Origin of the sequence: Legionella sp. 27cVA30 (assembly GCF_024160945.1) — a bacterium.
Lineage (GTDB): Bacteria > Pseudomonadota > Gammaproteobacteria > Legionellales > Legionellaceae > Legionella_A > Legionella_A septentrionalis.
Window position 1 is genome coordinate 122,717 of sequence record NZ_JAMYXK010000002.1, and the last position, 16,437, is coordinate 139,153.

Here is a 16,437-nt window from a genome sequence, read left to right on the forward strand (position 1 = left end):
TTATTCATGTCCCAGCGAAGGCATTCCAAATCGGGTTAAGATGCGGCTACACATGCTTTTGGCCAATTCTTCTTCATCCAGGAAAAAAAGTCCGTCACTTTCCTGTCTTAATAAAATTTTTTCTTCCTCATTTTGCACCCGGATAATAATTTCAATTTTAGGATTTAATTTTCGTGCCGTGTTGAGCATTTGCCGGATGTCGAATGCGTCGGCTGAGGCAATAACCAACATGCCAGCCTGTGCTATATGCGCTTGGATGAGCGTAGTTGCTTCTGCACCATTACCATATACCGACGCTTTTTTATGTTGTCTTAAGTGTTCAATCAATTCACGGTTTTGGTCGACGACCACGTATGGGATGCCATATTCGTTTAAAATTTTTCCAATATGCTTCCCTACTTGCCCGTAGCCCACTAAAACAACATGCCCAGACAAATATTTTTCTTCAGTTGTCATTGGCAATTCTACGAGTGGATCTTCTAAGTGAGCGGTTTGCATCCAGGAAGGTTGGCTGCGGGCCCAATTTTGAAAGCGATTGATTAATTTGAATATAAACGGATTGATGGCTATGGATAAAATGGCCCCGGCCAGGATTAAAGCTTGTCCTTCCACTGGTAATAATTTTAAATGCACGCCAAGACTGGCCAAGATAAACGAAAATTCGCCAATTTGTGCCAAGCTGGCGGATACAGTCAGCGCCGTATTTAAAGAATAACGGAAAGCGAGGACCAGCAAAGCTGCGGCAATCGACTTGCCAATTACGATAATCCCAAGCACTACAAGCACGCGGAAAGGTTGTTCAATAAAAATGTAAGGATTAAACAACATGCCTACGGACACAAAAAATAAAACGGCGAAAGCATCGCGAAAGGGCAAGGATTCTTCCGCGGCGCGGCGACTGAATTTAGATTCGCGCAGAATCATACCCGCAAAAAAAGCGCCGAGCGCTAGAGAAATTCCGAACAATTTTGAGGCGCCAAATGCAATGCTTACTGCCACTGCAATGACGCATAAAGTAAATAATTCGCGGGAGCCGGTGCGCGTAATATGCCATAAAAGTTTAGGCAATGCCCAACGGCCAAGCACCAACATGACGGCAAGGAATGCAGAAAGTTTCAGGAAGGTAAATCCCAATGTAAGCCACAGGTTTTTACCTGGATCTCCTGTTTCTGCTCCTTCCAGCCACTGGGATAAAAAAGGTAAAAACACCAGGGCAATTACCATGGCTATGTCTTCAACAATCAACCAACCGACAGCAATTTGCCCGTTAATCGATGTGAGTAAACCTTGGGTTTCAAGTGCTCTAATCAATACAACGGTGCTGGCTACCGATAAGGCTAAGCCGAATACCAGGGCATTGCTAACCCCCCAACCCCAGGCAATGGCAACACCGGCTCCCATTGCCGTGGCAACCAAAATTTGCAAGACTGCACCTGGTAAAGCAATTTTACGGGTAGCAAGCAAATTATCCAAGGAAAAGTGAAGTCCTACGCCAAACATCAGCAGCATCACTCCTATTTCTGCAAGTTCAGCAGCAATGCCTGTATGCGCGACAAAGCCTGGAGTAAATGGTCCGATAATAATACCGGCCAAAAGATAACCGACAATGGTCGGAAGCTTGAGTTTTATCGCAAAAAAACCAAAAATGAGGGCAAGGCCCAGTGCTGTGGCAAGCGTAGTGATCAAAGGCAAACCGTGTGACATCCATTACTCCAGGTTTTGTGGTTTAAATCCAAGCCCTGCGCAAACATTATCCATCACCCTGACGCACGCAGGGCTAATTAGGTCCGTGTCGGCCAGCAGGGATGCACGGGCTATCAATGTATTCGCCATTGATCGTTAAAATCATATTAACATTAGCGCGTTGATACCGTGCTAATTGATTATATTGTTGTATTGTCATATATCCATAAGTATTTCCACAATAAACAAGAGAATGCGCAGTTGAGGAAGGTTTTGCCTGCAGCGGGAGGTCGCATTCCCAATGAAACCGAGATAAATCACAATTTGCCATGGCATTGGATATAGAGCATACGGTTAAAGTTAAACCAAGATGCCAAGCTTTCATCATAAACTCTCCTGCTCTGATTTTTTAATACGTCGGCATTATTATGAAAAACTTTACCCGCTGTTTCGGCAAAATGAGTTAAACAGTTTTGTCTATAATTTATGTAAGATGGTTATAAAAATTCTATTGTGCTTGGAAGGCTTGATTAAGGATTAATTAAGCGATTACACGGGTAGTATGTATGTCGACGTCACCAACGGGTTTATCATCAAGCAAGGATGTGTCATTGAATGCTTCAATATCCTCTCCTGCTTGGTATATTTCAGCTATGGAGCATCTTGTGCATGTGGTGCAGATGTTGTCGCAAGCCCATGAAATGAATGAATTAAGCGAAATTATCCGCCATGCAGCGCGTGAACTTACGGGGGCGGACGGAGCAACTTTCGTGCTGCGCGATGGGAATCAATGTTTTTACGCAGAAGAAAATGCCATTAGCCCGCTTTGGAAAGGGAAACGCTTCCCTTTGCATGCATGCATCAGCGGTTGGGTAATGCTTAATAGAGAGGCGGCTGTAATTGAAGACATCTATTGCGATCCGCGCATCCCGCAGGATGCTTATCGACCTACATTTGTAAAAAGCTTAGTCATGGTGCCTATTCGCCGCAATTCACCCATTGGTGCTATTGGGAATTATTGGGCTTTGAAAAGAAAACCGTCGGTAGAGGAAGTTCGTATTTTACAAGCCCTGGCTGATACGGCTTCGGTGGCTCTGGAAAACGTCAAATTGTACACGCACTTAAAAACAAGCATGGAAATTATAAAAAAAAGAGAAGCCCGCATCCGGACACAACACAGTACGCTTGAAATTTTTACACGTGCTCTCGCGCATGATCTGAAAGAACCGGTGCGCACCATTAATTCTTTTACGGATATCATCAAGGAGGAGAGCAAACTTACAGGCAAAACTCGTGAATATTTTCAGCTGATTTCAAACGCCAGCCATCGTATGCTGACCTTGATTAATACAGTTTTCCTTTACATACAATTAGACAGCAAGAGTGAGACACCGAAAGAAAACTGCGACATGAATCAAATTGTTCATGAAGTTATTGAAAATTTAGATAATTTAATTAAAGAAAGGGAGGCGCAAATAATTTTCAGCAAATTGCCTTTGGTTAAAGCAAATCATGTTCATATGACTCAGCTTATGCAAAATCTGATAAGCAATGCTATTAGTCACAATGACAGTGAACCCAAAATAGAAATTTTTGCCAAAAAACAATCTCACTATTGGTTATTTCAAGTGAGCGATAACGGGATAGGAATTGATAAAAAAGAAGTTGACAAAATTTTCTTGCCCTTTAAGCGTAATAACCAAAACAGCAAGGGGATTGGCTTGGGTTTATCCATTTGCGAAAAAATTATTGAAGCTCATAATGGAAAAATTTGGTGCTCATCCGAACCCGGGCAGGGCTCGACTTTTTTCTTTACTCTTCCGGCTCTTGCAAAAATTAAGCCCCAAAGTAAAAAAAACGCAATCACTTCCAAGGTATATAAAGCAAGTCGTGATCCGCTTCTGGCTACGATTTTGCTGGTGGATGATTTGCCGGCCGATTTGGAGTTAACGCAACTCATTTTAAAACGCGCAAAAATAAGTTGCAATTTGTTGTTTGCGCAAAGCGGGAAAGAAGCTTTGGATATTATTCGAAAAATACGTGAAAAACACGAGCAGATTGATTTGGTATTATTGGATATCAATATGCCTGGAATGGATGGTTTCGAAGCATTTGCACAAATGCAATTGGATGATGCACTTAAAGATATTGCCGTGGTCATGTGCAGTGGCTCGACTTATGAAAAAGACAAGGAAAGAGCCAAAGCCATGGGAGCTGCAGGCTATGTATTAAAACCTATAGAAAAAGAAAGCCTGGAACAAGTGATTGCCGGCATCCCCAAGCTCAGGTTTTCTGCGACCGAAGATGGTTATCGCATTTATCGGCTTCGTAAATGAACCAGGTCGTGCCAAGTGCCCAACTAAATGCAGATCCCTTCGTGTTTTAATAAAGCCAATTTTAAGGATAAAGCATCTTTATCGCCCATGTAGCCGCCAAAATTATCTTTGCCGATTACGCGATGGCAAGGAATAAAGAGGGTAATAGGGTTTTTTTTGCAAGCTTGTCCCACGGCGCGCGGACTGCTTTGCAAGCTTTGGGCCAGTGCACCATAGCTAAGCGTGCGGCCTACCGGAATGACCAATAAAGCATTCCAAACTCGCTGTTGGTAAGCCGTTCCATGAGGTTTTAGCGTGATTTGGAAGCGATGGTTCGGTTGGTGGAAATAAGCATCCAATTCTTGGGCAATGAGTTCACAGAAGGGGGAGGTGGGGCCGGATTGTATGGTAATTCCTGCCAAGGATGCAGTACGATCTGCCGTTGCGGGATTAATTTCAACAAATACAGCACTATGGATAGCTTGCCCATCGTGCATTATTTCCAAGTTACCAAGAGGTGTATTGAATAGGGAAACGATGGGCATTGTCATATTAATTGTCTTTTTTACCTGATAATTTTTCTTTAATGCGGGCAGCACGACCAGCTAAATTACGCAGATAATAGAGTTTTGCACGACGCACATCACCGCGGCGCTTGACTTGAATGCTGTCGACCAAAGGACTGTAGGTTTGGAAAACACGCTCAACCCCGACATTATGGGAAATTTTGCGCACCGTAAAGGCTGAATTCAAACCACGGTTACGTTTCGCTATTACTACGCCCTCGAAGGCTTGTAAACGCTCGCGGTTACCTTCTTTTACTTTTACCTGAACAACGACGGTATCGCCCGGTCCGAAATCAGGAATGTCTTTGCCTTGCATTTGCTCAGCATTAATTTGGTCAATGATATTGGTCATGATCGCTCCTAAAATTGGCATCCCGCATAACCTAGACGGAATAACCGTGTTCGCGTTGAAATTCTATAAGTAATTGCTTATCCACATCGTTTAAATTTAACTGGTCCAATAAGTCCGGACGTTTTAACCAAGTTCTCCCTAAAGCTTGTTTTTTACGCCATCGTGCAATTTCGTGATGATTGCCGCTTAATAACACATCGGGCACCTTGGCATGATTAACCACTGGGGGCCGAGTATAATGCGGGTAATCCAGCAACCCATGCATGAACGAATCTTGCTGGGCTGAGCCATGGTGTCCCAGACTCCCTGGCAGTAAGCGGGTAATGGCGTCAATAAAAACCATCGCCGCCATCTCGCCGCCGCTCAATACGAAATCGCCTAATGACCATTCTTCCTCGACGCATTCTGTCATGATGCGTTCATCAATGCCTTCATACCGGCCGGCAATAAAAAGAAGAGGCCGTTTTTGAGCTGCCGCTTCATTTAAATCTTTTTGTACAATGCGCCTGCCTTGAGGGCTTAAATAAATTGCTCTACAAGCCGCAGGCATTTGCTGGCGTGCATGTACAATGGCCGCATGCAATGGTTCATACATCATAACCATTCCAGGCCCCCCGCCATATGGCTTGTCATCGACTTGCCGGTAAGGCAATTTAGCCCAATCACGGGGATTCCAAACATCAATGTTTACCAACCCATGCTTAATAGCCCGTCCGGTAATCCCATACTGCAGGCTGGCAAACATTTCAGGCAGCAAACTAATAATACCGAAGTGAAACATCTGTTAGAAATCCACGTCCCAATCAACGGTAATGGTTTGCTGCCCTACATCCACGCTAAGCACGAATACATCGAGAACATAAGGAATCAGATATTTTTTTTCACCGACAACGACCAGTACATCATTTGCGCCAGTAGGTAAAATATCAGTAACCTTGCCTAATGAAGCTCCTGCCTGATTTGTAACTTGCATGCCCATTAACTGATGCCAGTAATATTCACCTGGCTTAAGTTCAGGGAGCTGGGCGCGCTTTACAGCAATTTCGGCATTGGTCAACTGTGCCACTTGCTCGCGATCTTCATATCCTTCAATCTTGGCTAGCACCCCATTATGAGTTGTTTCAACCTTTTGCAGTTTCAACATCTGCCATTGATGGTGAATCGATGCATACCATGGCATATAGCTTATAATATTGTCGCGAGGTTCTGTAAACGAGTTGACTCTAACCAACCCTTTCACCCCGTGGGGGCGGCCAAAGCGACCAATGATTACCCAGTCAGCGTCATTCACAATTAAGCTGCAACGTCCGCTTGCCCTTTTTTATTGTATTCTTTGGCCAAAGAGCGCACGCGATCAGACAGTTGCGCACCTACTTTTTGCCAGTATTCTAATTTATCCAGATCCAGATGTAAGCGTACTTCTTGGCCCCGTGCTACGGGATTGAAATAACCAATACGCTCAATGTAATTTCCATCACGGCGTCTGCGGCTGTCCGTTACAACAATATGGTAAAAGGGACGCTTTTTGGCGCCGGCTCGAGATAAACGTATAACGACCATTATTTTCCTCTACTTAGAGTGGTTACGTAAAAATGCCGTGTATTGTACGAAAATTAACTCGGCATGGGAAGGCTTTGCGACATTTATTTAAAATCATCCGGCAATAACCCCTTAAGTCCCGCCATTCCACCCATGCCGCGCATTAATGACTTAATACCGCCAGGCTTAGTGAATTTTTTCATCATTTTTTGCATTTGCTCATATTGCTTTAATAAGCGGTTGACGTCCTGAATTTGTGTGCCTGACCCTTGGGCGATGCGTTTTTTACGTGAACCCACGATAATTTTAGGAATACGCCGCTCCTTCAAAGTCATTGAGTTGATGATGGCAATGGTTTGCGCCATAGCTTTATCATTTACAGCCCCCATTGCCTGCTGCGGGAGTTGGCCAATCCCTGGTAATTTGCTCATCATGGCTGTAACACCACCCATTTGATTCATTTGTAATAATTGTTGTTTAAAATCCTCAAGGTCAAATCCTTTGCCCTTTTTTATTTTTTTAGCAAGTTTTTCACTCGCGGCTTTATCCGTTTTCTTTTGCACTTCCTCAATCAGGCTAAGAATATCTCCCATGCCCAAAATGCGGGAAGCAACACGCTCCGGATGAAAGGGTTCCAGCGCTTCAATTTTTTCACCGCTGCCCATAAATTTAATGGGCTGTCCGGTAATTTGCCGCACAGAAAGCGCTGCTCCGCCGCGAGCATCGCCATCCGTCTTGGTTAAGATAACACCAGTTAAGGGAAGTGCTTCATGAAAAGCCTTTGCTGTATTTGCAGCGTCCTGACCAGTCATGCTGTCTACAACAAATAACGTCTCTGTTGGTTGTACTCCTTGATGCAATGCCTTGATTTCCGACATCATGTCGGCATCGATATGCAAGCGCCCGGCTGTGTCAATGATTAACACATCCATGAATTGCTTCTTCGCATTTTCTAAAGCTCTTGTAGCGATCGCTAGGGGTTGCTCTTTGGGGTCTGCATCCGAAAAGGCCACATCCAATTGTTTTGCAAGCAACTGTAATTGATGAATGGCAGCAGGGCGATAGACGTCGGTACTTGCCAACATCACTTTTTTCTTTTCGGACTCTTTTAAATACAAAGCCAGTTTAGCCGCGCTGGTGGTTTTTCCTGAACCTTGCAAGCCTGCCAGCAAAAAAACAGCAGGGGGTTGGGTTTTGAAATTTAATTCAGCGCGCGTGTCACCCATAGTATGCAGCAACTCGTCATTCACAATTTTAACCAGGGCTTGTTCTGGTTTTAAGCTGGTCATGACCTCTTGCCCAAGAGCTTTTTGCTTCACATGTTCGATAAAATCTTTGACGACTGGAAGCGCAACATCGGCTTCAAGCAGCGACATGCGTACTTCGCGTAAAGCCTGCTGCATATTTTCTTCAGTTAAACGTCCTTGGCCGCTTAAATTTTTAAACGTGCGTGTTAATCGTTCCGTTAAGTTCTCAAACATGTCCGCTCTCTATGGTGAAATTGAAGAATTATAACACAGACTCATAGGCTGCACAGCTTAGCATGTGAACAGCAACCGAGTCGCTCGTGTCTTCCTGACATAGCCAATCTTTATTAAAAACTTGCAGCACCTCATTATTCCTATGATAAGCTTTTTTAATTTCGCTTTACCTAAAGGATAATTGTGCAGCTTTCTTTGGTGGTATTGTTATTAATTTTAGTCTTACTGGTGATTTTTTCCGCTTTTTTTTCGGCATCTGAAATCGGCATGATGTCGTTAAATCGTTATCGCTTGCGCCATTTGGTTAAAAAAAAGCATAAACAAGCTATCCGCGTAAACCAGCTTCTTGCCCACCCAGATCGCTTGCTTAGTGTAGTTTTGATTGGCAATACAGTGGCAAATATTATTGCTTCCGTGGTTGCTACTATGATCGGACAACGCTTGTATGGAGAAGCAGGAGTGGCTGCAGCCGCAGTCTTGCTGACTTTAATTATTCTCGTGTTGGCGGAAATGACCCCGAAAACTTTGGCAGCGATTTATCCACAACAAGTGGCTTTTTTATGCTCTCTTCCCTTAATGATCTTGCAAATTTTGCTGGCCCCATTGGTGAATTTAATCAGTTGGATCGCTAACGGCATTTTACGTTTATTTGGTATTTCAATGAACCGGGTGCAAAAAGAAGCACTTTCTGGGGAAGAATTGCGTTCAGTTGTGCATGAGGCAGGCGGATTGCTTCCTATTGAACATAAGAGCATGCTGATAAGTTTGCTGGATTTAGAGCAAGCCCGGGTTGAAGACATTATGGTACCCAAAGCCGATATCGTAGGGATTGATTTAGAACAGCCTTGGTATGAATTACTAGAACAGCTGGAAACTGCTCAACATACACGCTTGCCTATTTACCGCGGGTCTATTGATAATCTTGTTGGCATGATTCACTTACGCAGTGTACTCAACCTGGTTTTGGAAGAGCGGCTGGATATGGAAAGCTTGTTGAAACTGGCGGAGCCGCCTTATTTTATTCCGGAAGCGACGCCATTAAACGTGCAAATTTTAAATTTCCGTAAAATGAAACGGCGCAGTTGTTTTGTGGTGGATGAATATGGTGATTTACAGGGTTTGGTGACAATGGAAGACATCCTTGAAGAAGTCGTTGGCGAATTTACTACGGATATCGCTGCATTAAGCAAAGACATCACACCGCAAAGTGATGGTTCAGTAATCATCGATGCCAGCATAACATTACGTAATTTGCATCGATTGCTGGGCTGGCAATTACCCCCTCTAGGTCCAAGGACACTAAGCGGTTTAATCATTGAACATTTGGGTTACATCCCACCTGCTGACTGTTGTCTCATGATAGAAAATTTCCAAATTGAAGTGTTAAAAGTGGGTGAAAACACCATTAAAAGCGTGCGCATGCAAAAAATTGCGAAGAAGCGCAAATAAAGCATGCTCTAAGTTTTGCCGATTGCTTTATTGTTAATTATTGTGAGCAAGTGCTGCTATTTTCCCCATGCATTTATATCTAAAAATAGATTTAAAATGCATGCAATTCCCCGCCTTGATGAAATTAATATATGCTCATAGAGATTGCATTATATTTTTGCTGAATAAACATCAAAAGGACGACCAATATGAACTTATTTGATTCCAATTGGTTAGTTACTGATGCATCTCGTGCTAAAGCATCGCTTAAATTTGAAATCCGGTGTCTTGAAGTGCGTTTTCATTCATTATTTTTAAACGCAGGCAAAAAAATTGGCAATGAAGAATTGATTTTACTATGCAATACATTGAGCGATTGTTATCAGCGCTATGCACAACTTATTGTCACGAGCAAAGAATTTAGACAATACGCCATACCTATTCCTGCTTGCAATGAATTAGATTGTTACGGGCATATCACGGCACTTAAAACCCAATGGTCTACTATGCAAGAGCTTGCTGCAGAAAAAAAAATTGTGTGGGAGCTGCATAAACAATACCAATGCCTTTTCCTTCTTTTAAAGACGGATGAACGCGCTACTACCCAAAAAGAAGCTGCGGATATGACAGTACTCATCAAGCCTCTGCTGCACGCAAAATCTCCTGACGAATGGTTAAGTGTCATGGTGTATTTAGCTCAGCACCAACATCAACAATTTTTTCCTGATTTCAACTCTTTGTGCAAATTGACTAATCGGCAATTACTGCATATTGCCAATGCATTTAGCCAGCAAGAATATGTAGATGTCATAAATGCAATTTTTTTCTTTAAAATTCAGCCGCAAAAATTATTTGTCTCCAATGTGCACCTGGAAAAATTAGTTTCCATTAAAACCCGGTTATCTTTCCTGTATGAATTTATCGAAAAGCTGCACTTTGGAATTCAGGAAGAGTTTAACAAACGCAAGCTCGGGATAATGCAGGATTATTTGTTTCATAGTGAAGAATTACCGCAAGGCATTGCCATTGAAATTAATGATGCATGCCGGGATTTGATCATTGCAACGGTGAAATCCTGGCATATGAATATGAAAATCGCGGCTGAGCATCGAAACCCGGAACAATTAAACGAAATAATTCGTGCTTATAAATTTTGGTTTAACCCAAATCGGCTTATCGATGCCGTGATGCTTTTGAAACAAAATTCGACATCTTTGCATGAAACAAGCTTTGCAGAATTCCACCAGCATATGCTCTCGCTTTATCATGAGTTAACCACTACCGATTGTTTGGACTTATATGGTTATTTTGCCAATAAGGACAGCTGTTATTTGATGCGTACCTTATTATCCCTCACGCAAAATACGGAAATTTCCTGGCTGCCTGCGTTAAATGTGGCAGAAAGAAATGCATTACACAGCGTTTATTCTGCTTTGGATTGTGCTATGAACGCTTTACGTGATGAATTGGCAGCGCGCCACATCAGCACCGCACCCTACAAGCGGAATTTGCATGGTAAAAAAATCAATCCTGGCCAGCGCAACCGCAATGCTGTGATTCGAATTATTACTTTATACAGTAAGGATACGGCAGAACCGAATGCAAAGATTGAATTGTTATTTAGCGAACTTGAAAAATTATATTTAACTTCAAGCAGTAATTGCAGTACTGTTTAAATGCCAGTTATACACATAGCTGTTAATTTGCTGGATGGATTGCAATTGTTGGGATAATGCTGAATGCGCATAATGAGTTAAATGCTGCAATACTCCTTCTTCATCCCCGCCAAAATCTTCGAGGAACCACTCATAAATTTTTGACAAAATAATTTTTCCTTCAATCACTTGTACCCCGCGTAGAGAATTAATGTAGCGAAACGCTGCATCATTTAATTGTTTCTCCAGCAGGTTGGCTTGAAACGCTTGTTTACTCAGGTTGGGGGCGCCAATGGTGCCATTGTTAATGGCATAATGGGTGCGGGGATCATTCCATACAGGGCGTATGATGCGGTTATGGATGTCTTCCAAAGATAATTGCGTGTCATTGATGGTAATTAAATTGGCCCCCCATGGCCCTACACTGAATAAGCCTGGGGAGATATTGATTTCCTGAATACTCGCCACGGGATAATAATGAGCTACGGTTTGTACGGTGAGCGCATTATAAAGGTTTAGCCAGAAAGCCAGTTGTTCATTGCGGTTATAATCAAAAATATCAACTTCCGACATGTGTTTAATGTAGCGTTTTAACAAATCATGATCTGCTTTGGTAAGTTTGGAGTAATTGACTAAATTGATGCCTTCCTGATTGGTGATTACACAGCAATTCAAGAAATCTTGCCATTCTTTATGGGAAATCGTTTTTTGCGACAAAGGATTATTCATCCCCCACTTGACCCATAAATTTTTATGAAAAGAAGCCATGGCTGTGTGAGTGATTAACAGACAAAAAGCCAAACAAATAAAGCGCATATAGGTAGCCATATATTCCATCATTATGTTACTTATAGGGAGTTAAGCCTAAAGATGTTCAATCATAGCCCGATTGCGTAAAGCACTGCCAATGGTGTTGCCGTCAAGGAATTCCAATTCCCCACCGGAGGGGATACCATGAGCCAGCTGGCTAATTTTAACATCTAGTGGACGCAGTAATTCATTAATAAAATGAATTGTCGTTTGCCCTTCAATCGTAGGACTTAATGCAAAAATAATTTCCTGAATTCGCTCAGCAATAATAAGTTGTTTTAATTTTGGCAAATTAATATCCTCAGGACCTATGCCGTCCAGAGGAGAAATCTTGTTCATCAATACGTAATAATGGCCGTTATAAGCATGGCTTTGTTCAATAGCTAGCACATCGGCAGGAGTTTCTACAATGCAGAGAAGGGACGTATCCCGTTTTGAATCCTGGCATAAAGAACAATGCACCTCGCTGGTATAATTATTGCACCGTTCGCAATTGCGGATATTCTGCATGGCATCTTGCAAGCAAGCTGCCAAATGCAAACCGCGCTGGCGTTGATGTTGCAATAAATAAAATACCATGCGCTGTGCCGATTTGGGTCCCAAACCGGGTAAACAACGCAAGGCATCTACCAGACGAGTTAAAGCATCCATAAGAAATTATTTCTCTTCCTCACCCATAAAATTAGGGGGAATCTGCAAGCCCTGGGTTAACCTGGCAATTTCTTCTTTCGATTTAACTTCAATCTTACGTACTGCATCGTTGATCGCGGCTGCCAGCAGATCTTCCAACATTTCCGGATCTTCTTCCAATAATGAAGGATTGATTTTGACTTCAAGAACATCATGACGGCCATTCATTTTAATTTTTACCATGCCGCCACCCGCTTCTCCCAGCACCGTTAATGCACTTAATTTTTGTTGAGCATCTTGCATGCGCTGTTGCATTTTTTGTGCTTCTTTCATCAGATTGTTTAGATTTTGATTAATATCCATTAAAACCCCTTAGTTTATTACGTAAGTTATTGGCAATAACCGCCTTGGTTATTTTCATGTTTTATAATTATAGGTCATCTTGCAGTGGAGCAATAGAATTTTTAACCAATTCAGCGGAAAATTCTTGTTGCAATTGGTTAAAAAAAGGATCGTTTTGTAGTGCAGTTTCCGCTTCTTGATATTGTTTCTGCTTTGAAAGCTGTTTTTGTTGTGCAGGCGATGAGTTTACTGCAGCATCGCTGCGCAAATTTAATTTTATTTTTCCCTTATAATACGTGCTTAATGCTTCTTCAATGCGTTTTACCACACTGCCTGTAAATAAAGATTGGTGATTGCTGTCGATGCGCAAAGTAATTCCCTGCTCGGTTTTGCCGATGAATTCAGCATTTTCGGCGGCATTTAACGCAAGACCGGATAGCGCCAATTTAGACAAAACTTCACTCCAGTTTTCGCTTTCGCATGAAGCTACTTCCTTGGTGCCAACAGGGTGAGATTCTTTATTATCATTTACTGCGTAAATTGATGCGGCTGGCTCACGTTCTTCGGTAGACTTTTGCCGCATTTCGGAATGAAAATTCGCCAATTCAACTTCTCTTGCTGGATGTTTCTCTTGAACTTGGTAGGCAAGTGGAGGCGGAGTTGTCAGTTTGCGTGCAGGTTTAAACGTAAACATGCGCAGGAGGGTCATTTCAAACCCGATGGCTGGGGTTGGAGCCAAATGAAGTTCTTCCAAGCCTTTCACTGCAATTTGATAAAGCAATTGCGTGTCTTCTGGTGTCAGAGTTTGTCCTAAATGTGCAATTTCGCTGCTCGGGGAAATAAATTCATTACCTTGAATATGCTGGGTAAGACAAATTTGATGTAAATAGCTTAATAATTCATGCAATACATATTGGAAATTACCACCTTCATCGACAATTTGTTTGCTAATGGCTAAAAGATTTTGTGGGCTCATGTTGACCAGGGCTTTTAATAACTGCAAGGCATAATCATGTTGAGTGTGGCCAAGGATGCTTTTGACGATAGAGGCATCCAAACCACGTTCGCTCGCAGCAATTGCCTGATCAAGCAAGCTAAGCGCATCCCTCATGCTGCCGCGCGCGGCTTTTGCTAAAATGTCCAATGCAGCTTTCTCGAAAGCAATATTTTCATCTTCTAAAATTTGTTGCAAATGTGTACTTATAATGTTTTCTTGCAATGGTTTTAGGTTGAATTGTAAGCAGCGAGACAAGACGGTGATGGGTAATTTTTGCGGATCGGTTGTTGCTAATAAGAATTTTACGTGCGAAGGCGGTTCCTCCAGAGTCTTTAAAAGCGCGTTAAAGCTATGTTGCGATAGCATGTGCACTTCATCGATGAGATAGATTTTAAAGCGACCGCTAGTTGGGGCGTATTGAACATTTTCCAGAATCTCGCGCGTATCTTCAACGCGTGTTTTGGATGCACCGTCAATTTCAATCAAGTCTATGAAGCGGCCTTGCTCAACTGCTGTGCATGCTGCACATTCCAGGCATGGTTCGGCGCTGATTCCTTGCTCGCAGTTTAGAGCTTTGGCAAGCAGGCGGGCCACACTGGTTTTTCCCACGCCGCGAGTTCCGGTAAATAAATAAGCATGATGCAATCGCTGTTGTTTGAGCGATTTAATTAGCGATTTATTGATGTGCTCCTGGCCAACCAATTGTGCAAAAGTACGTGGTCGCCATTTACGCGCCAGCGCAATATAGCTCATAGGGATCTACAAATTTGGAGGCAGCCCTAGAAGCCTTACCTTCGCGCACGAATCGATTGCTACCGCTGCTCCCTTCCGGGCCTGACGGGGTTCACAGTCTATCATCGCGAGGGGACCAATAGGGCCACCATAGATGAAAGCGAAGGTTAGCAAAAAAAAAAAAAAATAGCTAGTAGCTATAAGCATAAAGGCAATATGTACCGCCATTTCATGCGTTTGACTTAATTTGTGCTATAAATGAATTTTAGCATATTTAAGGTAGCAAGCAGAATTTAAAAAAACTTTATGAAAATTAACTGCAAATTTTTTCAAAAAGTGTTTGACAAAGGGCGTTAGATGAGTAGAATACGCACCACTGCCTGAGATTGGCGAGTTCCTTAAGAAGATAGAAGACAAACTGTGTGGGCGCTTTGAATAGCGAAGTACATAGAGAAATTGCTAGTAGAGATACTGGCGCCTGAGATTGAACTGAAGAGTTTGATCCTGGCTCAGATTTAAGCGGGAAGCCTCCCTCGAGATGAGTTTTCCCATGAAGCCCGTTGAAGACTACGACGTTGATAGGCGAGGTGTGGAAGCGCAGTAATGTGTGAAGCTAACTCGTACTAATTGGCTGATTGTCTTGACCATATAACCTGAGTAGGTTCAGGTTTAGAGCCTAATGCTTGTGCAACCTCAATCTTTACCAGCAGGTAATTTGCCTGCTAACGTTTTTCCTGGCGACTATAGCCGTTTGGAACCACCTGATACCATCTCGAACTCAGAAGTGAAACAAACTCGCGCCGATGATAGTGTGGGGTCTCCCCATGTGAAAGTAGGTCATCGCCAGGGCTTTTTACCTAAAAGCGGCTTCAATAGCCGCTTTTTTTTCGCCTAAAATTTGCTCTGCCATTTTTTGCATCACTGAATTTACATAAAATTTACAAAAAACTTATTTATTTTTATGCAGCGTTCGCTAAAATAAATCCTCTTTATAGCAAGGCTTGTTTGCGGATGTTTAAAAAAGAGCTTTGTTAGGAAATAGTCAATAGAATAAAGCAACAAGGAAGTAGTATGTTAGTCCAAGAAGTAAAGGATTTTATAAGTAATCTTGATTCAGCCAAAACAAAAATCAAATGTGATCAGAAATTTTTGCAACTCTTCAAAGTATATTTCTCGACCCAAAGCGCAGAGAAAGAATTAGATTCTCTGCAACTTCAATGGATTGAAGATATTTTTAAAAAGCGTGCAAAGAAAATATTTGATTCAGAAAATGATTATACGATTGATTCCAAGCAAAATAATACCTACTGGATTAAGCTGGCGCAGTCAGTAGGGAAAGCAACTAAAAAAAATTACTTGCATATTTTGATTCCTGACACGCTTAATCATTTTGACGCCATTTTGTTAAACAAGCTTACTGAGTGCTCAGAATTAATGGGGTTTTATATAGGAGAAGACGGTAAAACTCTGCATCGCGTACGCGGCCTCTTCGAAATGATACTCCGTAAGCAGCCGTTAGCAACTTTTAATGATTACACTTCATATCAATTGCGCCCCTTAACGCTCAGGGAATTAAAAAGGCTGCGCTCTAAAAAAAAGGAAGGCTTAGAGTTTGAAATTAATAATCAAACTTATGTTTATTTTTGGGATTATTTACAGCGTGCTGTCATGCCGCAATGGCTTGGCAAAGGTGAGTGTCCCCAATCCTTATTAACTTCTTTACGCAGTATTTTGGATATTTTTGCATGCGATGATACTGAAAACTTAAGCAAATTTCGTCGTGAATTACTTGCCTGGTCCGAAAAGATAAAAGAATATCCACCCAATGATATAAATAATTTATATGGGCAAATCATTTGCGTACGGGATAAAAAGCGTTATTTAGTTGATGTATTGCTGGATTGTCT

15 protein-coding genes, 1 rRNA gene, 1 other RNA gene and 1 other annotated feature are annotated in these 16,437 nt (G+C 42.2%); of the genes, 4 read left to right on the forward strand and 13 right to left on the reverse strand.

The genetic code is table 11. The features are described 5' to 3' along the window. Both NKV53_RS05850 and NKV53_RS05855 read right to left on the reverse strand, forming a co-directional pair. On the reverse strand, positions 1 to 1,704 hold the full coding sequence (locus NKV53_RS05850; RefSeq protein ID WP_253350855.1) for a cation:proton antiporter: 1,704 nt from the start codon (positions 1,702 to 1,704) through the stop codon (positions 1 to 3). A 73-nt stretch (positions 1,705 to 1,777) separates the two neighbouring features. Next, positions 1,778 to 2,068: a hypothetical protein gene (locus NKV53_RS05855; protein ID WP_371923205.1), complete on the reverse strand. Its 291-nt coding sequence runs from the start codon at positions 2,066 to 2,068 to the stop codon at positions 1,778 to 1,780. Positions 2,069 to 2,249: 181 nt separating this feature from the next. Here NKV53_RS05855 and NKV53_RS05860 point away from each other — a divergent pair, with 181 nt between their 5' ends. Continuing rightward, on the forward strand, positions 2,250 to 4,019 hold the full coding sequence (locus tag NKV53_RS05860) for an ATP-binding protein (protein WP_126954240.1): 1,770 nt from the start codon (positions 2,250 to 2,252) through the stop codon (positions 4,017 to 4,019). 23 nt (positions 4,020 to 4,042) lie between these two features. On the opposite strand, the gene NKV53_RS05865 is transcribed toward NKV53_RS05860, so the two are convergent. The 6 genes from NKV53_RS05865 to ffh form a co-directional block, all read right to left on the reverse strand. Beyond that, entirely contained in the window at positions 4,043 to 4,549 is a 507-nt protein-coding gene (locus tag NKV53_RS05865) for a methylated-DNA--[protein]-cysteine S-methyltransferase (RefSeq protein ID WP_325049364.1), read from the reverse strand. Position 4,550: 1 nt separating this feature from the next. Continuing rightward, a complete protein-coding gene (gene rplS / locus NKV53_RS05870) occupies positions 4,551 to 4,916 on the reverse strand; it encodes a 50S ribosomal protein L19 (protein ID WP_126954239.1) in 366 nt (121 codons plus the stop codon). 31 nt (positions 4,917 to 4,947) lie between these two features. Beyond that, complete coding sequence (gene trmD / locus NKV53_RS05875; protein ID WP_126954238.1) at positions 4,948 to 5,697, reverse strand: tRNA (guanosine(37)-N1)-methyltransferase TrmD; 750 nt, start codon at positions 5,695 to 5,697, stop codon at positions 4,948 to 4,950. Between the two features lie 3 nt (positions 5,698 to 5,700). Then, positions 5,701 to 6,210, reverse strand: a complete 510-nt coding sequence (gene rimM / locus NKV53_RS05880; protein ID WP_126954237.1) for a ribosome maturation factor RimM — start codon at positions 6,208 to 6,210, stop codon at positions 5,701 to 5,703. Continuing rightward, on the reverse strand, positions 6,210 to 6,476 hold the full coding sequence (gene rpsP, locus NKV53_RS05885) for a 30S ribosomal protein S16 (RefSeq protein WP_126954236.1): 267 nt from the start codon (positions 6,474 to 6,476) through the stop codon (positions 6,210 to 6,212). Before rpsP ends, rimM begins: the two co-directional genes overlap by 1 nt. An 83-nt stretch (positions 6,477 to 6,559) precedes the next feature. Then, positions 6,560 to 7,936: a signal recognition particle protein gene (gene ffh, locus NKV53_RS05890; protein WP_126954235.1), complete on the reverse strand. Its 1,377-nt coding sequence runs from the start codon at positions 7,934 to 7,936 to the stop codon at positions 6,560 to 6,562. Between the two features lie 183 nt (positions 7,937 to 8,119). On the opposite strand from ffh, the gene NKV53_RS05895 reads away from it, so the two are divergent. Beyond that, complete coding sequence (locus NKV53_RS05895) at positions 8,120 to 9,385, forward strand: HlyC/CorC family transporter (RefSeq protein ID WP_127032660.1); 1,266 nt, start codon at positions 8,120 to 8,122, stop codon at positions 9,383 to 9,385. 188 nt (positions 9,386 to 9,573) lie between these two features. Beyond that, positions 9,574 to 11,040 carry a hypothetical protein gene (locus NKV53_RS05900; RefSeq protein ID WP_127057330.1) on the forward strand — a complete coding sequence of 489 codons (1,467 nt, stop codon included), beginning with the start codon at positions 9,574 to 9,576 and terminating at the stop codon, positions 11,038 to 11,040. Here NKV53_RS05900 and NKV53_RS05905 read toward each other — a convergent pair. The 5 genes from NKV53_RS05905 to ffs form a co-directional block, all read right to left on the reverse strand. Beyond that, positions 11,014 to 11,847, reverse strand: a complete 834-nt coding sequence (locus tag NKV53_RS05905; protein ID WP_371923177.1) for a DUF547 domain-containing protein — start codon at positions 11,845 to 11,847, stop codon at positions 11,014 to 11,016. The two genes, NKV53_RS05900 and NKV53_RS05905, sit on opposite strands and share 27 nt — an antisense overlap. Positions 11,848 to 11,883: 36 nt before the next feature. Further along, complete coding sequence (recR, locus tag NKV53_RS05910; RefSeq protein WP_127032662.1) at positions 11,884 to 12,480, reverse strand: recombination mediator RecR; 597 nt, start codon at positions 12,478 to 12,480, stop codon at positions 11,884 to 11,886. Between the two features lie 6 nt (positions 12,481 to 12,486). After that, positions 12,487 to 12,822, reverse strand: coding sequence for a YbaB/EbfC family nucleoid-associated protein (locus tag NKV53_RS05915; protein WP_126954231.1), 336 nt, complete (start codon positions 12,820 to 12,822; stop codon positions 12,487 to 12,489). A gap of 67 nt (positions 12,823 to 12,889) precedes the next feature. Beyond that, positions 12,890 to 14,551: a DNA polymerase III subunit gamma/tau gene (dnaX, locus tag NKV53_RS05920; RefSeq protein WP_126954230.1), complete on the reverse strand. Its 1,662-nt coding sequence runs from the start codon at positions 14,549 to 14,551 to the stop codon at positions 12,890 to 12,892. Between the two features lie 24 nt (positions 14,552 to 14,575). Continuing rightward, positions 14,576 to 14,672, reverse strand: an RNA gene (gene ffs, locus NKV53_RS05925) — signal recognition particle sRNA small type. 408 nt (positions 14,673 to 15,080) lie between these two features. Continuing rightward, positions 15,081 to 15,165: a sequence feature (23S ribosomal RNA rRNA prediction is too short), on the forward strand. Between the two features lie 98 nt (positions 15,166 to 15,263). Between ffs and rrf the strand changes: the two genes are divergently transcribed. Then, positions 15,264 to 15,379, forward strand: a 5S ribosomal RNA gene (gene rrf / locus NKV53_RS05930). The last annotated feature ends 1,058 nt before the right edge of the window (positions 15,380 to 16,437 follow it).

Bases quoted from the DNA above. Each gene is read 5' to 3' on its own strand.
- dnaX (WP_126954230.1), bottom strand. From the start codon at position 14,551: ATGAGCTATATTGCGCTGGCGCGTAAATGGCGACCACGTACTTTTGCA.
- NKV53_RS05850 (WP_253350855.1), bottom strand. From the start codon at position 1,704: ATGTCACACGGTTTGCCTTTGATCACTACGCTTGCCACAGCACTGGGC.
- NKV53_RS05900 (WP_127057330.1), top strand. From the start codon at position 9,574: ATGAACTTATTTGATTCCAATTGGTTAGTTACTGATGCATCTCGTGCT.
- ffh (WP_126954235.1), bottom strand. From the start codon at position 7,936: ATGTTTGAGAACTTAACGGAACGATTAACACGCACGTTTAAAAATTTA.
- trmD (WP_126954238.1), bottom strand. From the start codon at position 5,697: ATGTTTCACTTCGGTATTATTAGTTTGCTGCCTGAAATGTTTGCCAGC.
- NKV53_RS05855 (WP_371923205.1), bottom strand. From the start codon at position 2,068: ATGAAAGCTTGGCATCTTGGTTTAACTTTAACCGTATGCTCTATATCC.
- rplS (WP_126954239.1), bottom strand. From the start codon at position 4,916: ATGACCAATATCATTGACCAAATTAATGCTGAGCAAATGCAAGGCAAA.
- NKV53_RS05865 (WP_325049364.1), bottom strand. From the start codon at position 4,549: ATGACAATGCCCATCGTTTCCCTATTCAATACACCTCTTGGTAACTTG.
- NKV53_RS05915 (WP_126954231.1), bottom strand. From the start codon at position 12,822: ATGGATATTAATCAAAATCTAAACAATCTGATGAAAGAAGCACAAAAA.
- recR (WP_127032662.1), bottom strand. From the start codon at position 12,480: ATGGATGCTTTAACTCGTCTGGTAGATGCCTTGCGTTGTTTACCCGGT.
- NKV53_RS05905 (WP_371923177.1), bottom strand. From the start codon at position 11,847: ATGGCTACCTATATGCGCTTTATTTGTTTGGCTTTTTGTCTGTTAATC.
- rpsP (WP_126954236.1), bottom strand. From the start codon at position 6,476: ATGGTCGTTATACGTTTATCTCGAGCCGGCGCCAAAAAGCGTCCCTTT.
- NKV53_RS05860 (WP_126954240.1), top strand. From the start codon at position 2,250: ATGTCGACGTCACCAACGGGTTTATCATCAAGCAAGGATGTGTCATTG.